Source organism: Flavobacterium sp., assembly GCF_043760115.1.
In the GTDB taxonomy this organism is placed as follows: Bacteria; Bacteroidota; Bacteroidia; order Flavobacteriales; family Flavobacteriaceae; genus Flavobacterium.
Genome location: NZ_JAYUPK010000089.1, coordinates 1 through 19,587, shown reverse-complemented (window position 1 = coordinate 19,587; position 19,587 = coordinate 1). Strand labels below are relative to the sequence as shown.

Sequence of the window (19,587 nt, the reverse complement as noted above, 5' to 3'; positions counted from 1 at the left end):
ATTAATTCGCAACTTCACTAATAAATTTAATTCGCATTAATCTGAGTTCGTCTAAATCGTAATCGCCATCAAATTCTTTTAATGCTTTTTCTATATTATCAGTTTCAGAATCCATAAAGTAATCTTGAATTTCTTCTTGTTGATCGTCATCAAGCATTTCGTCAACCCAATATTTTATGTTTAATTTGGTTCCAGAATAAACAATTTGCTCCATTTCTTTAATCAAATCATCCATTTTTAAACCTTTTCCAGAAGCAATATCTGTTAAAGAAAGTTTTCTGTCAATATTCTGAATAATATATAATTTATTGGCAGAATTTGCTCCAGTAGATTTTACAACCAAATCATCTGGACGAGTTATGTCATTTTCTTCAACATAACGGTTTATTAATTCTATAAATTCTTTACCATATTTTTTGGCTTTTCCTTCGCCAACTCCATGAACATTACCAAGTTCATCAAGTGTTATAGGATATTTTAAAGCCATATCTTCTAGTGATGGATCTTGAAAAACAACAAATGGAGGAAGACCTAATTTCTTAGCCACTTTTTTACGTAAATCACGTAACATACTCATCAATGCTTCGTCTGCAGTTCCTGTAGATTTTGCAGCAGTAACTATTGCTTCATCTTCAATTTCGTTATATTCGTGATCTTCAGACATCATAAAAGATTTTGGATTGTTTATAAATTCTAATCCTTTTTCTGATATTTTTAAAATTCCGTACGTTTCAATATCTTTATTTAAATATCCATCAACCAAAACTTGTCGAATTAATGCCATCCAATAACGTTCTTCAAATTTAGCACCTTTTCCAAAAAACGATTGAGAATCTGTTCTATGTGCTTTTATCATTGCATTTACACGACCAATAAGTGTGTAAACAATTTCTTTAGATTTATATAAATGTTTAGTATCACGAACAACTTCTAGTAATAATTTAACTTGAACTTGAGCTTCAACTTTGGTTTTAGGATTTCTAACATTATCATCCATATCTGCGCCATCGCCATTTTCACCATCAAATTCTTCACCAAAATAATGCAATAAAAATTTACGCCTAGATATTGAAGTTTCAGCATAAGCAACTACTTCTTGCAGTAATGCAAAACCAATTTCTTGCTCTGCAACTGGTTTACCAGACATAAATTTTTCAAGTTTTTCTACATCTTTATAGGAATAATAAGCTAGACAATGACCTTCGCCACCATCTCTTCCGCCACGACCAGTTTCTTGATAATAACTTTCTAACGATTTTGGAATATCGTGATGAATTACAAAACGAACATCTGGTTTGTCAATTCCCATTCCAAATGCAATAGTTGCCACAACAACATCTACATCTTCCATAAGAAACATATCTTGATGTTTAGCTCTAGTTTTAGCATCCAAACCTGCGTGATATGGTACAGCAGAAATTCCGTTTACTTGTAAAACCTCGGCAATTGCTTCAACTTTTTTACGACTTAAGCAATAAATAATACCCGATTTTCCTTTGTGTTGTTTTATAAATCTAATAATATCCGATTCAATATTTTTAGTTTTTGTACGTATTTCGTAATATAAATTGGGTCTGTTAAACGATGCTTTAAAAGTTGTTGCATCACTCATATCTAGATTTTTCAAGATATCTTCTTGTACTTTTGGTGTTGCAGTTGCAGTTAAACCAATAACAGGAACATCGCCAATAAGTTTTATAATATTTTTTAAATTTCTATATTCTGGTCTAAAATCGTGACCCCATTCTGAAATACAATGTGCTTCATCAATAGCTACAAATGATATTGGAACATTTTGAAGAAATTCAACATATTCTTCTTTGGTTAAAGATTCTGGCGCAACATATAACAGTTTAGTAATTCCAGAAGTAATATCTTTTTTAACTTGAGCAATTTCAGTTTTGGTTAATGACGAATTTAAAACGTGTGCAATTCCAACTTCTGATGATAAACTTCTAATGGCATCAACTTGATTTTTCATCAAGGCAATTAATGGCGAAACCACAATTGCAGTTCCGTTTAACATTAAAGCTGGCAATTGATAACACAATGATTTTCCACCACCAGTTGGCATAATTACGAAAGTATTATTTTTAGCAAGTAAACTTTTAATTACTTGTTCTTGTAATCCTTTAAATTGGTTAAAGCCAAAATATTTTTTTAATTCTTTGTGGATGTCAATTTCGTTTGAATTCATTATTAGTTAAAGGTATTTTTACATAAATTTGCACAATATAAAGATATAACTTTCTTTTATAAAAACAAATTTTATATTAATTCTATTTTGATAACAAACAAAAATATAATTGCTTCTGCTAAAAAAACGTTGCTTTCTCAAAGTCAATCTATTGCAAAACTTACTGATTTTATTGACATTAGCTTTGTTGAAGCTGTAAATACAATTTATAATTGCAAAGGAAGATTGGTTGTTACTGGCATAGGAAAAAGTGCAATTATTGCTCAAAAAATTGTAGCAACTTTAAATTCTACTGGAACTCCATCACTATTTCTTCACGCTTCTGAAGCAATTCATGGCGATTTGGGCATGGTTCAACCCAATGATGCAGTAATTTGTATTTCTAAAAGTGGTAATAGTCCAGAAATTAAAGTTTTAGTTCCGCTTTTAAAACAATTTGGAAATAAACTAATAGCAATTACCGGAAATGTAACTTCTTTTTTAGGAAAAGAAGCCGATTTTACTTTAAATACGTATGTAGAATCTGAATCTTGTCCAAATAATTTAGCACCAACTAATAGCACAACAGCACAATTGGTTATTGGCGATGCCATTGCAGTTTGCCTAATGGAAATGCGAAATTTTACAAGTCAAGATTTTGCAAAATATCATCCTGGTGGCGCATTAGGAAAAAAATTGTTATTGCGCGTTGGCGATATGCTTGATGCAACTCACAAACCAATGGTTAATCCAGATTCTAGTATAAAAAATGTTATTGTAGAAATATCTGAAAAAAGACTTGGTGTAACTGCGGTAATTGAAAATGAAAAAGTTATCGGAATTATTACTGATGGTGACATTAGAAGAATGCTAAATAAAACCGAAACAATATCTGGCTTGACCGCTAAAGATATTATGACTGTAAATGCAAAATCTATAAAATCTACCGATTTAGTTAGTGATGCTTTAAATATTCTTGAAGATTTTTCTATTACACAACTCGCTGTTATTGATAATGGTGATTATAAAGGAATTTTACATTTGCACGATATATTAAAGGAAGGAATTGTATAATGGCTAAAAAAGTTGTTAAAGCAGAAATGTCATTTATGGATCATCTTGAAGAATTAAGATGGTTACTTGTTAAAGCAACAATTGGAATGCTAGTTGCCGCAAGTTTAGTGTTTTTTGTAAGTGATTTTATTTTTGATCAAATAATTTTTGGACCAACAAAAGCCGATTTTATTACCTATACATTTTTTTGTGATTTATCTCATTGGTTAGGATTTGCCGACAGTATTTGTGTTACAGAAATGGATTTTAAAATTCAAAACACCAATATGGAAGGACAAGTTACCATGTTAATTTGGACTTGTATAACCGCTGGATTTATTTTAACTTTTCCTTATATTTTGTATTTATTATGGAATTTTATTACTCCAGCATTATATGAAAAAGAACGTAAAAATGCCAAATTTTTTATTTTTATTTCCTCTATATTATTTTTCCTTGGTGTATTATTTGGCTATTTTATAATTGTGCCAATGTCGGTTAATTTCTTTGCCACATTTACTGTAAGTGATGTTGTGAAAAATGAATTTAACGTAGATTCTTATATTAGTTTAATTAAAACTTCTGTAATTGCCTGCGGATTATTTTTTGAATTGCCAATAGTTATTTTTTTCCTTTCTAAACTGGGATTAGTAACAGCACAACTTTTAAGAAAATATAGAAAATATGGTATTGTTGTTATATTAATAGTTGCGGCAATTGTAACTCCACCAGATGTTGTAAGTCAAATAATTGTATCAATTCCAATGTTATTGATTTATGAAATAAGTATTTTTATATCTGCATACGTAGTAAAAAAACAATTAAAAGAAAACGAAAATGTCTAAAATAGTAGAAGAATTTAATGAATATCGTTCTAAAATGAACGAAAAATTGTTGGCAGATAACAACAAAATTGTAAAAAGAATTTTCAATCTTGATACCAATGCTTACGCAGAAGGTGCGCTTGATGTAAAAACTAAAGAACTTTTAGGATTAGTAGCTTCTACAGTTTTACGATGTGATGACTGTGTAAAATATCATTTAGAAACATCTTATAAAGAAGGAGTTACCAAAGAAGAAATGATGGAAGCAATGGGAATTGCAACGCTTGTTGGCGGAACAATTGTTGTACCACATTTGCGAAGAGCTTATGAGTTTTGGGAAGCACTTGAAGAAAGTAATCAGTAATCAGTGTTCAGTGTTCAGTAAAATTTAATAATTATCTAAAATTGAAGTTAAATCATACTATCAAATAAATGGTTTTTGTTTATTTGTAGAAAATAGTTGAAAAATTGAGTTGAGATGCTGAATTAAATTCAATAAGATGCTGAAATAAATTCAGCATCAATAAATTCAATAAGATGCTGAACTAAATTCAGCATAAATAAATTAAGCATAAATGAAATTAAGAGCCGAGAATTTAGTAAAAACATACAAAGGAAGAAGTGTTGTAAAAGGCATTTCGGTAGAAGTAAATCAAGGAGAAATTGTTGGTTTACTTGGCCCAAATGGTGCCGGAAAAACGACTTCTTTTTATATGATTGTAGGTTTGGTTAAACCAAATTCTGGAAATATTTATCTAGACGATATGAATATTACAGAATTTCCGATGTACAAACGTGCACAAAACGGCATTGGATATTTGGCTCAAGAAGCTTCTGTTTTTAGAAAACTAAGTATTGAAGATAATATTTTAAGTGTGTTGCAACTTACCAAACATACTAAAGATGAGCAAATTGCAAAAATGGAAAGTCTTATTGCAGAGTTTGGACTAGAACATATTAGAACCAATCGTGGCGATTTACTTTCTGGTGGCGAACGACGTAGAACAGAAATTGCTAGATGTTTGGCAACCGATCCAAAGTTTATATTATTAGATGAACCATTTGCTGGAGTTGATCCAGTTGCGGTTGAAGATATTCAGCGAATTGTAGCGCAATTAAAAAATAAAAACATTGGAATTCTTATTACAGACCACAATGTACAAGAAACCTTAGCTATTACAGATAAAACCTATTTAATGTTTGAAGGTGGAATTTTAAAAGCAGGAATTCCAGAAGAATTAGTTGAAGATGAAATGGTTAGACGTGTTTATCTTGGACAGAATTTTGAACTTAGAAAGAAAAAATTAGAGTTTTAAAATAGCTTAAAATGCAAAATCCAAGTAAAGAACAATTTGAAAAATGGCAAAATGATTCTAAAAATTGGAAGCTAGGATTATTTTATTTCAACAAAGATGATGAAAGAATTTTTGTTCCAAAGAAAATACAATGGATGGGAATTACTTTAAATTTTGCTAATCCAAAAACGTATTTAGCATTGGTTTTTATGGTTTGCTTTTTTGGATTTATTGTTTTTATGGTTGATAGGAATGGAAATTAAATACTACTCAACAGTCAAATACAGCAACATCTTTGGCGTTCCATTATAAATATTCAAATCAACTTTTTCGGTAATTCCTTCAATGGAAGCTTTTTCAGAAAATTGCCAAAACAACCAATCATCTTTAATATCTTCTACCCAAAAATTGTAATTGGCAACCCAAAAAGTATATTCTGAAAATTCTTCTTTTAAAAAACTAGTATAATATTTTTCACCACTATAAATAATTGGTTTTACTTTATAATGTTCGTCTATTTTCTTTAAAAACCGTTTTAATCCTACTTTTAAACTATCAATAGATTGATTTTTAGGTAATTGTTCAATATCTAAAACTGGAGGAAAATCGCCTTTTTGTAATTTTACAGTTTTAATAAAATTATTAGCTTGCTCAAGAGAGTTTTCATTGGGACGATAATAATGATAAGCACCACGAATAAAATTGTGCTCTTTAGCATTTTTCCAATTTTCTTTAAATTTAGAATCCACCTTGTCATTTCCTGCGGTTGCTCTTATAAATACAAATTGTAAAGGAACCAAATGCTCTACAGAATCTATTTCTTTCCAATTAATATTACCCTGAAATTGCGAAACATCAAATCCAACAACCTTATCTTGATGATTCTTTAAAACCTGAAAAATTCTGGCTTGCGCCATTTTATCTTCTTTATAAATTTTGTCAGATTTGAAACTAAAATAATATAAAATGGCATTTCTATAATGAAAAACGGCAGTAACAATAAGCAAAAATGAAATGCTAATTATAAAAAATTTAGCAGAGAAAAAAGAGTTAGTTTTTTTACTTGTTTTCTTTCTAATTGGTGGTTTTCGAGTTGTAGTTTTTGCCATTTATACTAAACTACTTTTTTAGAAATTTATTATTTACAACAGATAATAAAACATAACTAACAATTATTAAAGGAATTGCAGTTACTTGAAGCAACACAATTATAAGTACACAGAAAAGCAAAAATCCAATTTGCAAAGCATATTTTTTAAAACTAAATTCTTTAATTTTTAAAGCAAATAACGGAATTTCGGCATTTAAAATATAAGCACTAAATACTGTAATTACCAATAAACAGATAGGATTGGTAAGAAATCCTAATACTAATAGTGAATCTGTTTGGTTTAAAATTAAAGGCAAACTCAAAATAAAAAGTGCATTTGCTGGTGTTGGTAAACCAATAAACGATTCGGTTTGGCGCGTATCAATATTAAAATTTGCCAATCGGTAACACGAACCTAATGTTATTATAAATCCGAGTAATGCAATCCAAAAATTCCCATTAGAAATATCAAAATTTTCGTTAGAAACATTTAAAGCGTTGCATAACATAAAAAACATTATTGTTCCAGGTGCAACACCACTTGTAACCATATCTGCAAGAGAATCTAGTTGCAACCCAAGTGGAGAAGAAACGTTAAATAATCGTGCAAAAAAACCATCAAAAAAGTCTAAAAATATTCCTAAACATACAAAAACAAAAGCCATTAAAAAGTTTTCTTGAAAGGCAAAAACTACTGCAATACAACCACAAAATAAATTTAAAAGTGTAATTAAATTGGGAATGTGTGTTTTTATGTTCATTAGATTTTTACTATTTATTTTAGAAAGCAAATTTAATACAATAACTTTAAGAGAAGTACGTTTTACTTAGAGATTTTTATTAGCAATTAATTATGAATTGGTTAGTGATAATCTTAAATAAAAATTTCTATTTTTGAAAAAATATTTGCTTTGAAAAGAATTCTATATTTAATTCTTATTGTGTTCTCTAATTTAGCTTACAGTCAGGCAATTAGAAAATATTCTAATGAGTTTTTAAACATTGGTGTAGATGCTGCTTCGTTAGGAAAGTCTAATGCTGTTGTGGCTAATACTGGCGATGTAAATTCTGGATACTGGAATCCTGCAGGATTAATAAATCTAGAAGACAGTCAAGCTTCACTTATGCATGCAAGTTATTTTGCCAATATTGCACAATACGATTATGCAGCTTACGCAAAACCTATTGACGATCGAAGTGCTTGGGGTTTTTCTTTAATTAGATTTGGAGTAGATGATATTTTAAATACAACACAACTTATTGATAGCGAAGGAAATATAGATTACAATAGAGTAAGTTTATTTTCTACTGCCGATTATGGTTTAACTTTTTCTTATGCAAGAAAATTGCAAGTTCCAGGTTTTCAATATGGTGTAAATGCTAAAATTATTAGACGAGTTATTGGAGATTTTGCTAATTCTTGGGGTTTTGGATTTGATTTTGGTTTACAATTTGAAAGAAACGATTGGAAATTTGGATTAATGCTTCGCGATATTACAACAACATACAATGTGTGGAGTATAAACGAAGACGAATACAATAAAATTAAAAATGCAGTTGTAGGTCAAAATCAAGAATTACCAGAAAGTACAGAGATTACTTTACCAAAAGCACAACTTGGAATGTCTAAAAAATTTGAATTTCATAATGAAACAAGTTTGTTAGCATCAGGAAATTTAAATATGCAGTTTACAAAAACCAATGATATTCTTGCTACAGATTTTGTTAGTATTGATCCAGCTTTAGGATTTGAATATGGTTATACTGATTTGGTTTTTCTGAGAGCAGGAATTGGAAATTTTCAAAATTTAACCCAACTTGATGGTAGCAAAAAAATTGGTTTTCAACCTAACATTGGACTTGGATTTAAGTATAAAGGAATTCAAGTAGATTATGCTTTAACCGATTTGGGTGATCAAAGTGCCGCTTTATATTCTAATGTTTTTTCGGTAAAAGTTGATTTAAGTATTTTTAGATAATAGTTGTAAAATGATAAAAAAACTACACTTCCTTTTTATACTATTTATATTTTTCAATTCATTTTCTCAAAATCCAATTCTTTCTAACAACGCTACAGTTAGTGTTTTAACTTGTGGAAAAGGCAACGAATTATACACCGTTTTTGGTCATACAGCCATTAGAATAAAAGATTCTATAAACAATGTTGATGCTGTTTACAATTATGGCGCGTTTGATTTTAGAGTAGAAAATTTTTATTTAAAATTTGTAAAAGGAGATTTGCAATACTTTATTGGAGCAAGTTCTTACGAAGAATTTCTTTATGAATACCAGCAAGAAAATAGAGAAGTTGTAGAACAATATTTAGATTTTTCAACAGCTAAAAAACAAGAATTATTTGATAAATTAAATGCTTCTTTGTTTAGTGAAGAACGCAATTATACCTATAAATTTATTGATAGAAATTGTACAACAATGGTTGTAGATAAAATTAATGAAACAATTGGAGAGAAACTAATTGCAAAAGTTGATGATACTACAATTTCATATAGAACAGTTTTATATCCTTATTTTGAAAATCATTTTTGGTACAAATTGGGAATAAATATCATTTTTGGATATAAAACAGATAATGATGCTTTACAATTATTTTTACCTAATCATTTGCTTTATAGTTTAGATAGAACTAAAATTAATGGAAAACCAATTGTTAATAAAATAGAAATTTTAATTAAAGGTTCTACCGAAGATCCAAAATTTTCATTCTTTAATAGTATTTATTTTGTTAGTTTACTAGTATTGATTTTGGTTTTATTAAACAATAAAACACTGAACTTAACTTATTTATTTATACTTGGATTATTTGGATTGTTCTTTTGTTTGGTAGGATTTTATTCGTTTCACAAAGAACTTTTATGGAATTATAATGCTTTATTATTTAATCCATTGTATTTATTTTTACCATTTATTAAGAGTTTAAAATGGTTTAAAAATTGTTTAATAACAGTTGTTTTATGTTTGATTGTTTATATAATAATCATGATAAACAAACCGCATTTAATTTTAGTAATTCCTTTTATACTTGCCAATTTTTATATTTTATGGAAACTGTATCGAGGTAAAAAAGCAATTTAAAATTATTGACCTCTATAAAATAGTACTGTACTAAACGTTTTTATAAAGATATTAATATCAAGAAAAATACTTCTGTGTTTGATATAATATAAATCATATTGCAACTTTACCAAACTATCTTCTACAGAATCGCCATAGGAATAATTTACTTGTGCCCAACCAGTTAATCCAGGTTTTACAACGTGTCTTGTTTCATAAAAAGGCATAACTGATGCTATTTCGTTTACAAAAATTGGACGTTCAGGTCTTGGTCCAATAATTGCCATATCGCCTTTTAAAATATTTATAAACTGAGGAAATTCATCCATTCTTGTTTTACGCATAAATTTACCAAAAGGAGTAATTCTAGTATCGCCAGAAGTTGAAAAAACTGCACCATTTTTTTCGGCATTTTTTACCATAGTTCGGTATTTGTAAATTTCAAAAACTTCGCCATTTTTTCCTACACGTTCTTGAGTGTAAAAAAGTGAACCTCTATTGGCTAATGTATTTCCAATTAGAATTATTGGAAAAAGCAATACTCCAAAACTTAAACCTATTATTGAAAAAATTATTTCGATAATTCTTGTTACTAAAAGGTATAAATGATTTTGATTACTTCTACTAAATGGGAAATATCTGTAAAAATCTCTTGAAACATATTGCACAGGAATTCGTTGAGTTATGGCTTCGTAAACTTGAGTATATTCTCTAATTATAAATCCGTTTTCTAGTAAATGTATTAATTGATTGTATAAACTTACTGTTATTCCTTCAGTTTTTTGGGATGCAATTACAATTTCAGAAACCGAATTGTTTCGTACATATTTTTCTAAATCTTCTTTTTTAATGTTTTTGATATTTTTAATAGTAATTTTAAAACTATCATCGCCATCAGAATTTACGAAACCTATAAATTTATAATGTGGATCAACTTTTTCAATACCATTTACCAATTCTTGAAGTTGTTCTTTATCGCATACAATGATTGCATTTTTTACGAACCTATGAGAAGCTAAAAATTTTACATAAAAAATTCGCCAACTCAATAATGATAAGATAATTGCAATAAAAAAATATAATATTTGTAATCTATTATTTGGTAATTCTGGAGTGTAAATTGGAGTTAAAAGGTAAACTAAAACAACTGTACAAGTAGTTAAAATAATACTTCTAATAATTTGAAACTGATTACTTGCAACTTGAAGATTATACATTTCAAAAACAGAACCAAATATATTGATGTAAATGGCTAATAATAATGTCCAATAATAGTTAGATGCAGAAAAAGTAAAGTAATTAAATTCAAAAATTGCACTTACACTATATAAAATAAATAAAACCCAAATTACATCAAAAATCTTTAGCAGGACTTTTCGTTCTGAGATTTCGAAATGCATTTTTTTACTACTATTCATAGGTAAATTCTAAATATTTTTATGCAAGTTAATAAAATTATAGAAATAGCAACTACTATTTTAAAATTTCACTCCATTTTAATTTAACAGTTTCCCAATCAAAAGCTTCTACTTTTTTTCGAGCATTTGTAGTAATTGAAGATGCAAATTCTGGATTTAAAATTAATTTTTTTATAGCAGAAACCATAGCATTTGTATCGTTATCATTTACTAAAAGTGCATCAAAAGTATCGTTTAATAAATATGGAATTCCGCCAACATTTGTAGAAACTACAGGTAATCCTAATGCCATTGCTTCAATTACACTAACTGGAGTATTGTCAAAATGAGTTGTATTTATAAAAATGGAATACTCCTTAGACAATGATACCCAATCTTCTTTGGATAATTTTCCTAAAAATTCAACATTTACATTTAAGCTCTTGGCATATTTTTTACAAATTTCTAAAATATTTTCTTTATCTGGTCCAACCATTGCAAGTTGCGCATTAGGAAAGTCTTTTTTTAAATTAGCTATAACATCAATAGCCATTTTAGGATTATAAATTTCTGAAAAAGACCTAACCCATAACAATTTAGGTTCTAGATTTTTTCTTTCTAAAAAATTATAATTATTGATTTCTATTGTGTTGGGAATGTAAACTAGATTACTATAACCATTTTTATCAAATGATTGCATTAGGTAATTGGAAGGAGCACAATTTATAAATGAATTTTTAAAAATTAAATCTGATAAAAATTTACTTTTTTCTATTCTATTTGGTAATTTTCCACCATGCAAAATTGGAATATATTTTAAATTTAATATTCTACACAATTGACTAATTACTAATGCATAATAAAATCCAGAAGTGCTGTAAGTATCAATTAGAACATATTTAACTTTTCTAAATGATAAAAATGTAGCAGTAATCATATCAAGCAATCTCAAAATTTGATTTTTCTTGGTAGATGAATAAATTATTTGATATCTTTCTGTTTCCAATAAGTAACCTAATGATTCTATTATGGTATTAGAATTACCATGTTTAGATAATTTGTTCCCTATGTACAATAATTTCATTTTCGTCTTTATTAAATCTAACTTTTAGTAATGATAATGCATATACAAATGATGGTGCGGCTGTTCTCATTGCAGCATGGTTTATTGTAAGTAACCAAAAAAATAAAAAACAATACATAAAAATATTTTGCTTATTATCTAAATATAAAAATATTGGAGTAGTAAACAATATTAATAAAATTAAAATTCCAATAGCTCCATGCTCTGCCAACAATCTGGTTATTTCGTTATGAGAAGCGGTTACTTGGCCAGTCTGTTCTAATCTATATTCTGTTCCTTTTGCAACTCCTATACCAAAAAAAGGGTTTTCTAAAAAAATATCTATTTCACTACTTGCAATTTCTTCTCTTCCAGTAAATTGAGTAGCTTTCTCTCTACCCAAAGCATCTTCATTGGCATATCTTTTACCTATTAATCCTCCTGTTTGAGATTCTGTATACACCCAAATAGACGACATCGTTATCCCTATAAATACTAATAAATAATTTAATTTTACTTTACCATTATATTTAGAATTTTTATAAGAAAAAAAGATTAAAATCAAAATCATAATAAATCCAGTTATCATTCCGCCTCTAGAAAATGTAACTAAACCTCTAAAAGTGATGTTTAACACTATAATTAAATTTATTATAAATTGCAATTTAGTTGTAGAAGCTAAAATAATTCTTGAAAAAAAAATAAACATTCCTAAACCCAACGCTGTTGCTACTTGATTTGGACCAAAACCTCCAGAAGTTTCTGCATTTGAACCTGTACTTACTAGAATTTCTTTTAAATCTGGTGTAAATAAAATTAAATACATAGTACAAGATACTATTGGCAAACCCATTACTAAAAGTAAGTTGTTAACTTCTTTATAGGTTATTTTTCTATTATAACAATATAATGATGCAAAACCCAAACATATTGAACCAGATATATTAAACGAAATTGTTTTTCTAATATCTACAGTTGTTAAATTTAAAGTTTGAGTTCCAATAACAATTCCTGGAATTAACAATATTAAAAATATCCAATATGGCACAGCATTTTTAGAAAATCCGCTATATAACATTCCTAAAGATAAAAATAATATTACTCCATATTTGGAAAACTCATGATTTGGATTTCCATTTGTCATTCTTAAAAAAACTTCACTACCAACAATATATGCAGCGGCAAGTAAAGCTTCATTATTTTTATTTCTAGTTTTTATAACAAAATATAAACCTCCAAAAAGAATTAATGCAGAATAAACTTTTGCAAATCCTTGAAATCCAAAAATTATAATTCCAATAAGAATATGAAATACAATTAAAAGTAAATAATTTTTATCTTTATTAAGCATTATTTTTTTTTGTTATCCAATGAATGTATTTATCAATTATACTATTTTCAGAATGGTTATTTATTATTTTTTCATGTAATAAATTTCCAAATTCCTTACGTTTTTTTTCATTTTCAATTAATATAACTAAACTATTAAAATAAGCATTTTCATTGTCTTTTTCAACTATAAAACCGTTTATGTCATTTTCTATTATTGTTGAAATTTCACCAACATTAGTTACCACAACTGGTTTTTTAAATAAGCCATATTCTAATAACGAAATTGGTAAACCTTCTGATTGTGAGGTTAATACACAAATGTCTGAATGATTAATAATATTTTGAATGTCTTTTTTAGAATCATAAAAAAAAACATGTTTATTCAAATTTAGTTTAATGGTTTTATTTTTAATTTCGTTAGAATAATTGTCATTAAAATCTTTACCTACAATATGAAAACTCCAATCTGGATGAATTTGTATTATTCTTTTAGCAATTGAAAGTAAAAATGAATGATTCTTTTGAACTCGTAAATTTGCCAAACAAAGAATTCTTTTATCATTAAATCCTTTTAAAATTGTTACTTCTTCTTCATTATCAATAACTGTAGTAAAATTAGGCAAATTAATAACATTTTTACATGACAATTTTTTTAATGCCCAATCTTTTAAATTTTGATTTACTGTTATTATTCCGAAAAATAATACAGATGATATTTTTAAAACTGTAGATTTTCTAACATCAAGAAAATCGCTTAATCCATAATGATCGTGCCAGATTATTTTAACTTTAAAATAGATTATTTTTACTAAACAGGCAAGAAAAAAAGAACTTGTATGAGCGTGAATAATATTAATTTTATTTTTCTTGCAATAATTTGATAAGATAAATATGGCTTTAAAATCTATAGCTTTAGTTTTATTTATAAATAGATAATCTACCTTGTTATTAATTTCAGATTTTAAAATTCCTTCTTTTCTTGTAACAATAATTCCAGAAAATTCAATTGTATTGGAAAGAGCGTTTGCATAATTTACTGCCATTCTTTCTGCTCCACCAGCTTCTAATGAATCTATTATTTGAATAATTTTCATTGTTTTAAAAGAAGTTTAATTTCTGACTCAAAATAATCTAGAGTGTATTTTCTAGACCAAATTTGGGCAAGGTTAGCTTTATAGTTATACAATTCTTGATTGTTAATTAACTCAATTATTTTTGATGTATCCTTTTCTAATTCTAAATTTAAAAGTACACCTCTTGTTTCATTATCTAGCATGTTAGAAATGCAAGATACTTTAGTTGCAATTGGTAAACAACTCCAAAACATTGCTTCTGCGACGACTTTTGGCCAACCTTCACTATTAGAAGGTAGAATTAAAAAATGACTTTCCTGATAAGCTAATCTTATAATTTCTTGAGATTGGTTACCTTTAAAGAATATGTAATTTTCTAAATTATTTTGTTTACAAAATAACTCTAGATTTTCTTTTTCAACACCATTACCATAAAAATGTAAAGATACATTGTGCGATTTTTCTATTAGATTTTTAACTATTTCAATTGCATAAATTGGTCTTTTACCTGATGTTAATGTTCCAACAAAAATAAATTTTATAGTATTAGAAAGTATTCTTGGTGATGATTTAATTTTATCAGATTCTAAATAAGTTGCTGTAAAAAAAGGCACTATGTTTTTAGAAGATTTTTTTGTTTCACCATATACCAAAACTTTGCAGTTTTTGGTAAAAAAAGTATTGTTTAAAATATATTTTTGAAATTTATAACTAAATGGTTGCTTTTTATTGTCTACCCAATTTCCAGCATATTTTACAGTTTTATTTTTTTTTGGAAAAAAAATTTGTGCAACACAACCTATTAACCCAATATTTCCTGGGCATCTTAAATGTAAATGATCTGTATTATTTATATTAAAAACTATTTTAATAAAATTATAAAACATTGCATAAATTGCTTTTGTAATAGATGAAGGTGTTTTAAAATTAAAGCTTTTTAATTCTATAAATTGAATATTTAAATGATTATATTTATCATGAATGGCTTGAATTTTCTCATTACTTAACGGCGCAATTACAACTAATTTAGTAATGTATTTTTCCCAAATTTTCATTTCACGTATATAGGGTTCATATGAAAAATAATTATTTTCAAATTTAATATGTGGAACTTGTGTTATTATTGTAAAAATCATTTATAAAATTATTTTGGTAATTTATAAAATTCTTCAAATAATTCGTCGCTATTCCTTTCTTTATTGTCTTTTAAAAAAGTCATTGCGAAACCTTTGGGAGATGAAACTGTTCTTTGGGTTAGTTTTAAATTGTCTAAATATTTCATCCAACCAAACATAAATCGTGTTATAAATAATGCAATTTGTCTATAATATCTATTAGAAGAAGCGTTTACAATAAAATTAGCATTTGTAATTGCTATTGTTGATGCATTTCCTTCAGTAATTACAGCATTATACAATTTACATTTAGAAAACATTGATCTTAATCCTGTAAATGTAAATCTAAAAAAATCATAAGGTTGACCGTGATATGGATAGTTTTGCGGTGCTTCAATTTGAATATAACCATTAGTTTTGGTAACTCTAAAAATTTCGCTAGCAAAAACCCATGGTTTTAATGTATGTTCTATAACTTGTGCTGCTAATACTAGATCGAATACCTCATCTTTAAAAGGAATTTCATGTCCATCAAGTACTACATCTATTGCAAACTGAGTATGAACATCTGATGTAATTACAGTAGATTTATTGAAAATATTTTTATAATAATCTATTTTATCGCCAGCGCCCAGAATTAAAATTTTACTATTTTCTTTTAAAAGTAAGTTTAAATTATAATATCTTTTATCTATTTTAAAATCATGGCTTAATGATGGTATAATTTTAGTTCGAATATAATTTTTAAAATTATTTTTGTTTCTAAAGTTACTATCTTGAGTTGTAACTTTATTTTCAATCACATCAGTACTGCTAAAAATAGAATCTTTGCTTAATAAAATTGGTATGTTCTTGTATATTGACAATTCATTTCCATCATTAAAAACTATTTTATCATTAATAACTTCTTTAAAACTTGCTTTAGTTTTAGGATGAATAAAAGTGGAATATAAATTAATTGGCAACATTTTATTTTATTTTTGGTCTTGAAAACAATAAACTAATCATTCCAGAAACTCTTCCTAAAGATTCTGATAATGCTTCAATTTTATTACTTGTTGTAAATATATTACTTATTCTTATAGTTATCAAAATCCACGATATTATATTCCATTTAAGTCTATCGTGGTACTTTGGGTTTTTATTATAAACTCTCCATACATACCAACCATTTCTAACAATCATTTTACCGTAATTATATTTGTTTGGTCTTCCAGAATCGTTATGGTAATGTCCAAGCTTGGCATTAGTGTTTAAGTATAAATTTCCTATTTTACTGAGTCTTGAAGTGAAATCGGCATCTTCATATAAACCATATCCATCAAAGTATTCTGAAAATTTATGGGTTTTAAAAACATTATTTTTAAAAGAGGAAACTCCACCCATAAATTGTTGTACTGGATACACTTTTCCTGTTGGTGGTAAAAAACCTACACTTCTACCATGAGAAAAACTTGGTATAAATCCAGGCGCAACGTTAGAATCTAATTTAAACAATTTTCTAATTTTAAATCGTGTTGGTTCTTGCCTTGAGTAACCATCAAAATAAAATTTATTTAACTTTTTTTCTAACGTTTTAGATTCTTTTTCCCAAACTGTTTCATTTGTTATAAAACCACCAACTCCAAGTGCTTCTGGATATATTTTATAAGTTTGAATTAAATTAAAAAAATAATCTTTCTCTAATAGTGTGTCATCATCAAGAAAACAAACTATATCAATAGTGCTAGTAACTTCTTTTATTCCAAAATTTCGTTGTTTGGTTAATCCTCTTTGTTCATTATTAACTTTAAAATATTTTAAATTTTTAAATGCATTTTTTTTTATTATTACTGCTGTTTCATCATTTGTAGAACCATCAATAATTAAAATTTCATCTGGATGCAAGGTTTGGTTTTTAACAGAGTAGAGCAAATCTAGTAAAGGATTTGCTCTCATATAAGTACATATTATTAAACTGAATTTAGGAGTTATCAATTTATAAATTTTGTATTGTAGTAAATAAATAAAAACCTACAAGTTTCAATTTTAGAATGTAGTTTAAATCCAGCTTTTTCAATACCTTTTATTGAACCTATATTATCATGATCTACTATTATACAAACTTCTTCATTATTTTTTTCAAACAATAATTCTTTTACAATTAAACTCAACATTGAAGGATAAATAGATTGACCTCTGTATTCATTATTTGTAAAACAATCTCCAATAGCAGGACCAGTTTTATTAATTAATTTTAAAAAATGCAATTTTTTATATACTGTGCTTTCATGTACCAATATTTTTTTATCAAAAACTTCATACTTTATTTTTTTATTAGATATTGTAGATTTCACAACTTTATATTTTACATCTTCTAATTGAATATAATCAGATTTTCTAATTACATAAACCAGTTCTTTTAAACGTTTAGGATAAAAATATTTAAGTTTATTTGTCATTACAATTTATTTGGTTGCAAAAAATATTAAATTATTATAACCTTTTAATCTATTGTATTTAATATTAACTTCTTTATAATATTCTGATAAGGATTTAATTTCAATATTTTTAAATCCGTTATCCTTTAAATGTTTATACAAATCTTTTTCAGAAAAATAATATCCTCTTACTTCAAAACCATAAAAACCAGTAACTCTACTTCCAACTTCATTTTTTAAAAAAGGTTTTAAAATTTTTCTTAATAAAAAGAATGCTGTTTTTTGAGGCGTGCCAACTTGATTATGAACTGCTCCAATTAAAACTCCTTCTGGCTGTAGAATATCGTATGATGTTTTAAAAATTTTATATCTGTCTTTTCTATCTTTTACATAAGTTAACATACAATTCATCAATGTAACTAATTCAAAACTTTCTTTTGAGCCAGAAAAAGTAGTTGCATCATTAACTTGCATAGTAACTTTAGTATCTAACTTCCAAGTTTTTATATTTTCAATTCCTTTTTTAATCATATTTTCTGAAATGTCAGTAGCAAGAATTTTATCTATTGAAATGTATTTTAAAATTCCGTGAATTTCTCTTCCTGTTCCTACACCAAAAACCTTTGCATTTTTTACTTTAACATTTTTTTTACTAAAATAACTTGATGCTTTTTCATATAAATAGGCTTCATAATTAGAAGTATCTGCAACTGTCTTGTCTTGAGAATATATTATATCTTCTCGTTCCCAGAATTCTTTGTTCTCAATTTTCATAGTCTATTTTAGGTCTTTTTAGGTCTTTTTAAAGCAGCTAATATTTTAGAAATATTATTTTTGTGGGGCTTTATTTTTTTATCAAAGAAAAGAAATATTTTATAAATTTTACTATTTAAAATCACATAATATTTAGCATCTTCGTTAAGATATTGTTTTGTTATAAAATTACTTTTAAATTCTTTTACACCAGTAGAACCACCAAGAGAAATATTATAACCACAACATTTTTCATTAAATGATAACTTTATAGCTTCCCATTGCAATAAATGACCAGTTAACAAATCGGGTTTTTCTTTTTTTGTTCCGCCAAGAATATAAGTATAATAATTTCCTGCATTTACAATAAAAATGGCACCTTTTAAATCATTATCTTTATATGAAGTTATAAATTTTGCTCTATCATTTTTAATCAAATCAATTATTGTTGATTTAAAACTGCTCCAATCTCTAATAGAATAATTATTGTTTTTAGCATTTTCTAAACATAAATCATAAGCAAGTTTTATGTCACTTTCTGTTGTGGCAAATTTTATAATTTGATTTTTTCTTTCTGCGCTTCTAATATCTCTTCGTACTGAGGATTTAAAATCTAAAAGAATGTCTTCTGTTGAATTGTATTTTTCAAAATCGAGCCAATTTAAACCATTTGATGAATAAACATATTTAAAAAAATTTCCGTTTTTAAATCCAATTTCATCCATTGATTTATAATATTCTGAAATTAAATCTATTTTTTTAAATGTTGGAAAATTTACCTGACAATAGCAAGCTTTGAGTTTAATTGCACGCAAAGGAATTGCTTTTAATAACTGAGATAAAATTGATGCGTTATCTTCTTTTACAATTGGACCATAAGGAACGATATAGAATTTAAAAAATAAAATTTTGGCAATAATAGCT

Annotated in this window: 20 protein-coding genes; 7 read left to right on the top strand and 13 right to left on the bottom strand. The window is 26.9% G+C overall.

The genetic code is table 11. The features are described 5' to 3' along the window. Position 1 precedes the first annotated feature (1 nt). Positions 2 to 2,197 (bottom strand): DNA helicase RecQ, encoded by a 2,196-nt coding sequence (gene recQ / locus ACH2BC_RS08155; RefSeq protein ID WP_395053502.1) that lies wholly within the window; start codon positions 2,195 to 2,197, stop codon positions 2 to 4. Positions 2,198 to 2,284: 87 nt separating this feature from the next. Between recQ and ACH2BC_RS08150 the strand changes: the two genes are divergently transcribed. The 5 genes from ACH2BC_RS08150 to ACH2BC_RS08130 all read left to right on the top strand — a co-directional run bounded on the left by ACH2BC_RS08150 (position 2,285) and on the right by ACH2BC_RS08130 (position 5,611). Further along, positions 2,285 to 3,250 carry an SIS domain-containing protein gene (locus tag ACH2BC_RS08150; RefSeq protein WP_395053501.1) on the top strand — a complete coding sequence of 322 codons (966 nt, stop codon included), beginning with the start codon at positions 2,285 to 2,287 and terminating at the stop codon, positions 3,248 to 3,250. Continuing rightward, positions 3,250 to 4,074 (top strand): twin-arginine translocase subunit TatC, encoded by an 825-nt coding sequence (gene tatC / locus ACH2BC_RS08145; RefSeq protein ID WP_395053500.1) that lies wholly within the window; start codon positions 3,250 to 3,252, stop codon positions 4,072 to 4,074. Before ACH2BC_RS08150 ends, tatC begins: the two co-directional genes overlap by 1 nt. After that, on the top strand, positions 4,067 to 4,417 hold the full coding sequence (locus tag ACH2BC_RS08140) for a carboxymuconolactone decarboxylase family protein (protein WP_395053499.1): 351 nt from the start codon (positions 4,067 to 4,069) through the stop codon (positions 4,415 to 4,417). Before tatC ends, ACH2BC_RS08140 begins: the two co-directional genes overlap by 8 nt. Before the next feature lie 211 nt (positions 4,418 to 4,628). Further along, positions 4,629 to 5,369 carry an LPS export ABC transporter ATP-binding protein gene (gene lptB, locus ACH2BC_RS08135; protein ID WP_395053498.1) on the top strand — a complete coding sequence of 247 codons (741 nt, stop codon included), beginning with the start codon at positions 4,629 to 4,631 and terminating at the stop codon, positions 5,367 to 5,369. Positions 5,370 to 5,380: 11 nt separating this feature from the next. Continuing rightward, positions 5,381 to 5,611, top strand: a complete 231-nt coding sequence (locus tag ACH2BC_RS08130) for a DUF5808 domain-containing protein (RefSeq protein ID WP_395053497.1) — start codon at positions 5,381 to 5,383, stop codon at positions 5,609 to 5,611. A 3-nt stretch (positions 5,612 to 5,614) separates the two neighbouring features. Here the strand turns inward: ACH2BC_RS08130 and ACH2BC_RS08125 are convergent, their stop codons facing one another. Then, positions 5,615 to 6,457, bottom strand: a complete 843-nt coding sequence (locus ACH2BC_RS08125) for a glycoside hydrolase family 25 protein (RefSeq protein ID WP_395053496.1) — start codon at positions 6,455 to 6,457, stop codon at positions 5,615 to 5,617. 10 nt (positions 6,458 to 6,467) lie between these two features. Continuing rightward, positions 6,468 to 7,199: a CDP-alcohol phosphatidyltransferase family protein gene (locus tag ACH2BC_RS08120; RefSeq protein ID WP_395053495.1), complete on the bottom strand. Its 732-nt coding sequence runs from the start codon at positions 7,197 to 7,199 to the stop codon at positions 6,468 to 6,470. A 180-nt stretch (positions 7,200 to 7,379) separates the two neighbouring features. On the opposite strand from ACH2BC_RS08120, the gene ACH2BC_RS08115 reads away from it, so the two are divergent. Both ACH2BC_RS08115 and ACH2BC_RS08110 read left to right on the top strand, forming a co-directional pair. Then, complete coding sequence (locus ACH2BC_RS08115) at positions 7,380 to 8,417, top strand: PorV/PorQ family protein (RefSeq protein WP_395053503.1); 1,038 nt, start codon at positions 7,380 to 7,382, stop codon at positions 8,415 to 8,417. A 10-nt stretch (positions 8,418 to 8,427) separates the two neighbouring features. Beyond that, positions 8,428 to 9,531: a DUF4105 domain-containing protein gene (locus ACH2BC_RS08110; protein WP_395053494.1), complete on the top strand. Its 1,104-nt coding sequence runs from the start codon at positions 8,428 to 8,430 to the stop codon at positions 9,529 to 9,531. Positions 9,532 to 9,533: 2 nt separating this feature from the next. On the opposite strand, the gene ACH2BC_RS08105 is transcribed toward ACH2BC_RS08110, so the two are convergent. From ACH2BC_RS08105 to ACH2BC_RS08060, 10 genes are all read right to left on the bottom strand, one after another. Then, entirely contained in the window at positions 9,534 to 10,928 is a 1,395-nt protein-coding gene (locus ACH2BC_RS08105) for an exopolysaccharide biosynthesis polyprenyl glycosylphosphotransferase (protein WP_395053493.1), read from the bottom strand. Between the two features lie 55 nt (positions 10,929 to 10,983). Then, complete coding sequence (locus tag ACH2BC_RS08100; RefSeq protein WP_395053492.1) at positions 10,984 to 11,991, bottom strand: glycosyltransferase family 4 protein; 1,008 nt, start codon at positions 11,989 to 11,991, stop codon at positions 10,984 to 10,986. Further along, complete coding sequence (locus ACH2BC_RS08095) at positions 11,957 to 13,321, bottom strand: O-antigen ligase family protein (RefSeq protein ID WP_395053491.1); 1,365 nt, start codon at positions 13,319 to 13,321, stop codon at positions 11,957 to 11,959. The genes ACH2BC_RS08100 and ACH2BC_RS08095 overlap by 35 nt, the downstream gene beginning before the upstream one ends. After that, positions 13,314 to 14,396 carry a glycosyltransferase gene (locus tag ACH2BC_RS08090; RefSeq protein ID WP_395053490.1) on the bottom strand — a complete coding sequence of 361 codons (1,083 nt, stop codon included), beginning with the start codon at positions 14,394 to 14,396 and terminating at the stop codon, positions 13,314 to 13,316. Before ACH2BC_RS08090 ends, ACH2BC_RS08095 begins: the two co-directional genes overlap by 8 nt. Beyond that, positions 14,393 to 15,511 (bottom strand): glycosyltransferase, encoded by a 1,119-nt coding sequence (locus ACH2BC_RS08085; RefSeq protein WP_395053489.1) that lies wholly within the window; start codon positions 15,509 to 15,511, stop codon positions 14,393 to 14,395. Before ACH2BC_RS08085 ends, ACH2BC_RS08090 begins: the two co-directional genes overlap by 4 nt. An 8-nt stretch (positions 15,512 to 15,519) precedes the next feature. After that, complete coding sequence (locus ACH2BC_RS08080) at positions 15,520 to 16,458, bottom strand: class I SAM-dependent methyltransferase (RefSeq protein WP_395053488.1); 939 nt, start codon at positions 16,456 to 16,458, stop codon at positions 15,520 to 15,522. A gap of 1 nt (position 16,459) precedes the next feature. Next, entirely contained in the window at positions 16,460 to 17,467 is a 1,008-nt protein-coding gene (locus ACH2BC_RS08075) for a glycosyltransferase family 2 protein (RefSeq protein WP_395053487.1), read from the bottom strand. Further along, on the bottom strand, positions 17,464 to 17,931 hold the full coding sequence (locus ACH2BC_RS08070; protein WP_395053486.1) for a hypothetical protein: 468 nt from the start codon (positions 17,929 to 17,931) through the stop codon (positions 17,464 to 17,466). Before ACH2BC_RS08070 ends, ACH2BC_RS08075 begins: the two co-directional genes overlap by 4 nt. Positions 17,932 to 17,937: 6 nt before the next feature. After that, complete coding sequence (locus tag ACH2BC_RS08065; RefSeq protein WP_395053485.1) at positions 17,938 to 18,684, bottom strand: class I SAM-dependent methyltransferase; 747 nt, start codon at positions 18,682 to 18,684, stop codon at positions 17,938 to 17,940. Between the two features lie 8 nt (positions 18,685 to 18,692). Next, positions 18,693 to 19,587 (bottom strand): GNAT family N-acetyltransferase (locus tag ACH2BC_RS08060; protein WP_395053484.1); only part of this gene is annotated, 895 nt, incomplete at its 5' end.

Bases quoted from the DNA above. Each gene is read 5' to 3' on its own strand.
- ACH2BC_RS08070 (WP_395053486.1), bottom strand. From the start codon at position 17,931: ATGACAAATAAACTTAAATATTTTTATCCTAAACGTTTAAAAGAACTG.
- ACH2BC_RS08140 (WP_395053499.1), top strand. From the start codon at position 4,067: ATGTCTAAAATAGTAGAAGAATTTAATGAATATCGTTCTAAAATGAAC.
- ACH2BC_RS08125 (WP_395053496.1), bottom strand. From the start codon at position 6,457: ATGGCAAAAACTACAACTCGAAAACCACCAATTAGAAAGAAAACAAGT.
- ACH2BC_RS08085 (WP_395053489.1), bottom strand. From the start codon at position 15,511: ATGATTTTTACAATAATAACACAAGTTCCACATATTAAATTTGAAAAT.
- ACH2BC_RS08100 (WP_395053492.1), bottom strand. From the start codon at position 11,991: ATGAAATTATTGTACATAGGGAACAAATTATCTAAACATGGTAATTCT.
- tatC (WP_395053500.1), top strand. From the start codon at position 3,250: ATGGCTAAAAAAGTTGTTAAAGCAGAAATGTCATTTATGGATCATCTT.
- ACH2BC_RS08105 (WP_395053493.1), bottom strand. From the start codon at position 10,928: ATGAATAGTAGTAAAAAAATGCATTTCGAAATCTCAGAACGAAAAGTC.
- ACH2BC_RS08090 (WP_395053490.1), bottom strand. From the start codon at position 14,396: ATGAAAATTATTCAAATAATAGATTCATTAGAAGCTGGTGGAGCAGAA.
- ACH2BC_RS08130 (WP_395053497.1), top strand. From the start codon at position 5,381: ATGCAAAATCCAAGTAAAGAACAATTTGAAAAATGGCAAAATGATTCT.
- ACH2BC_RS08120 (WP_395053495.1), bottom strand. From the start codon at position 7,199: ATGAACATAAAAACACACATTCCCAATTTAATTACACTTTTAAATTTA.
- recQ (WP_395053502.1), bottom strand. From the start codon at position 2,197: ATGAATTCAAACGAAATTGACATCCACAAAGAATTAAAAAAATATTTT.
- ACH2BC_RS08065 (WP_395053485.1), bottom strand. From the start codon at position 18,684: ATGAAAATTGAGAACAAAGAATTCTGGGAACGAGAAGATATAATATAT.
- lptB (WP_395053498.1), top strand. From the start codon at position 4,629: ATGAAATTAAGAGCCGAGAATTTAGTAAAAACATACAAAGGAAGAAGT.
- ACH2BC_RS08080 (WP_395053488.1), bottom strand. From the start codon at position 16,458: ATGTTGCCAATTAATTTATATTCCACTTTTATTCATCCTAAAACTAAA.
- ACH2BC_RS08095 (WP_395053491.1), bottom strand. From the start codon at position 13,321: ATGCTTAATAAAGATAAAAATTATTTACTTTTAATTGTATTTCATATT.
- ACH2BC_RS08110 (WP_395053494.1), top strand. From the start codon at position 8,428: ATGATAAAAAAACTACACTTCCTTTTTATACTATTTATATTTTTCAAT.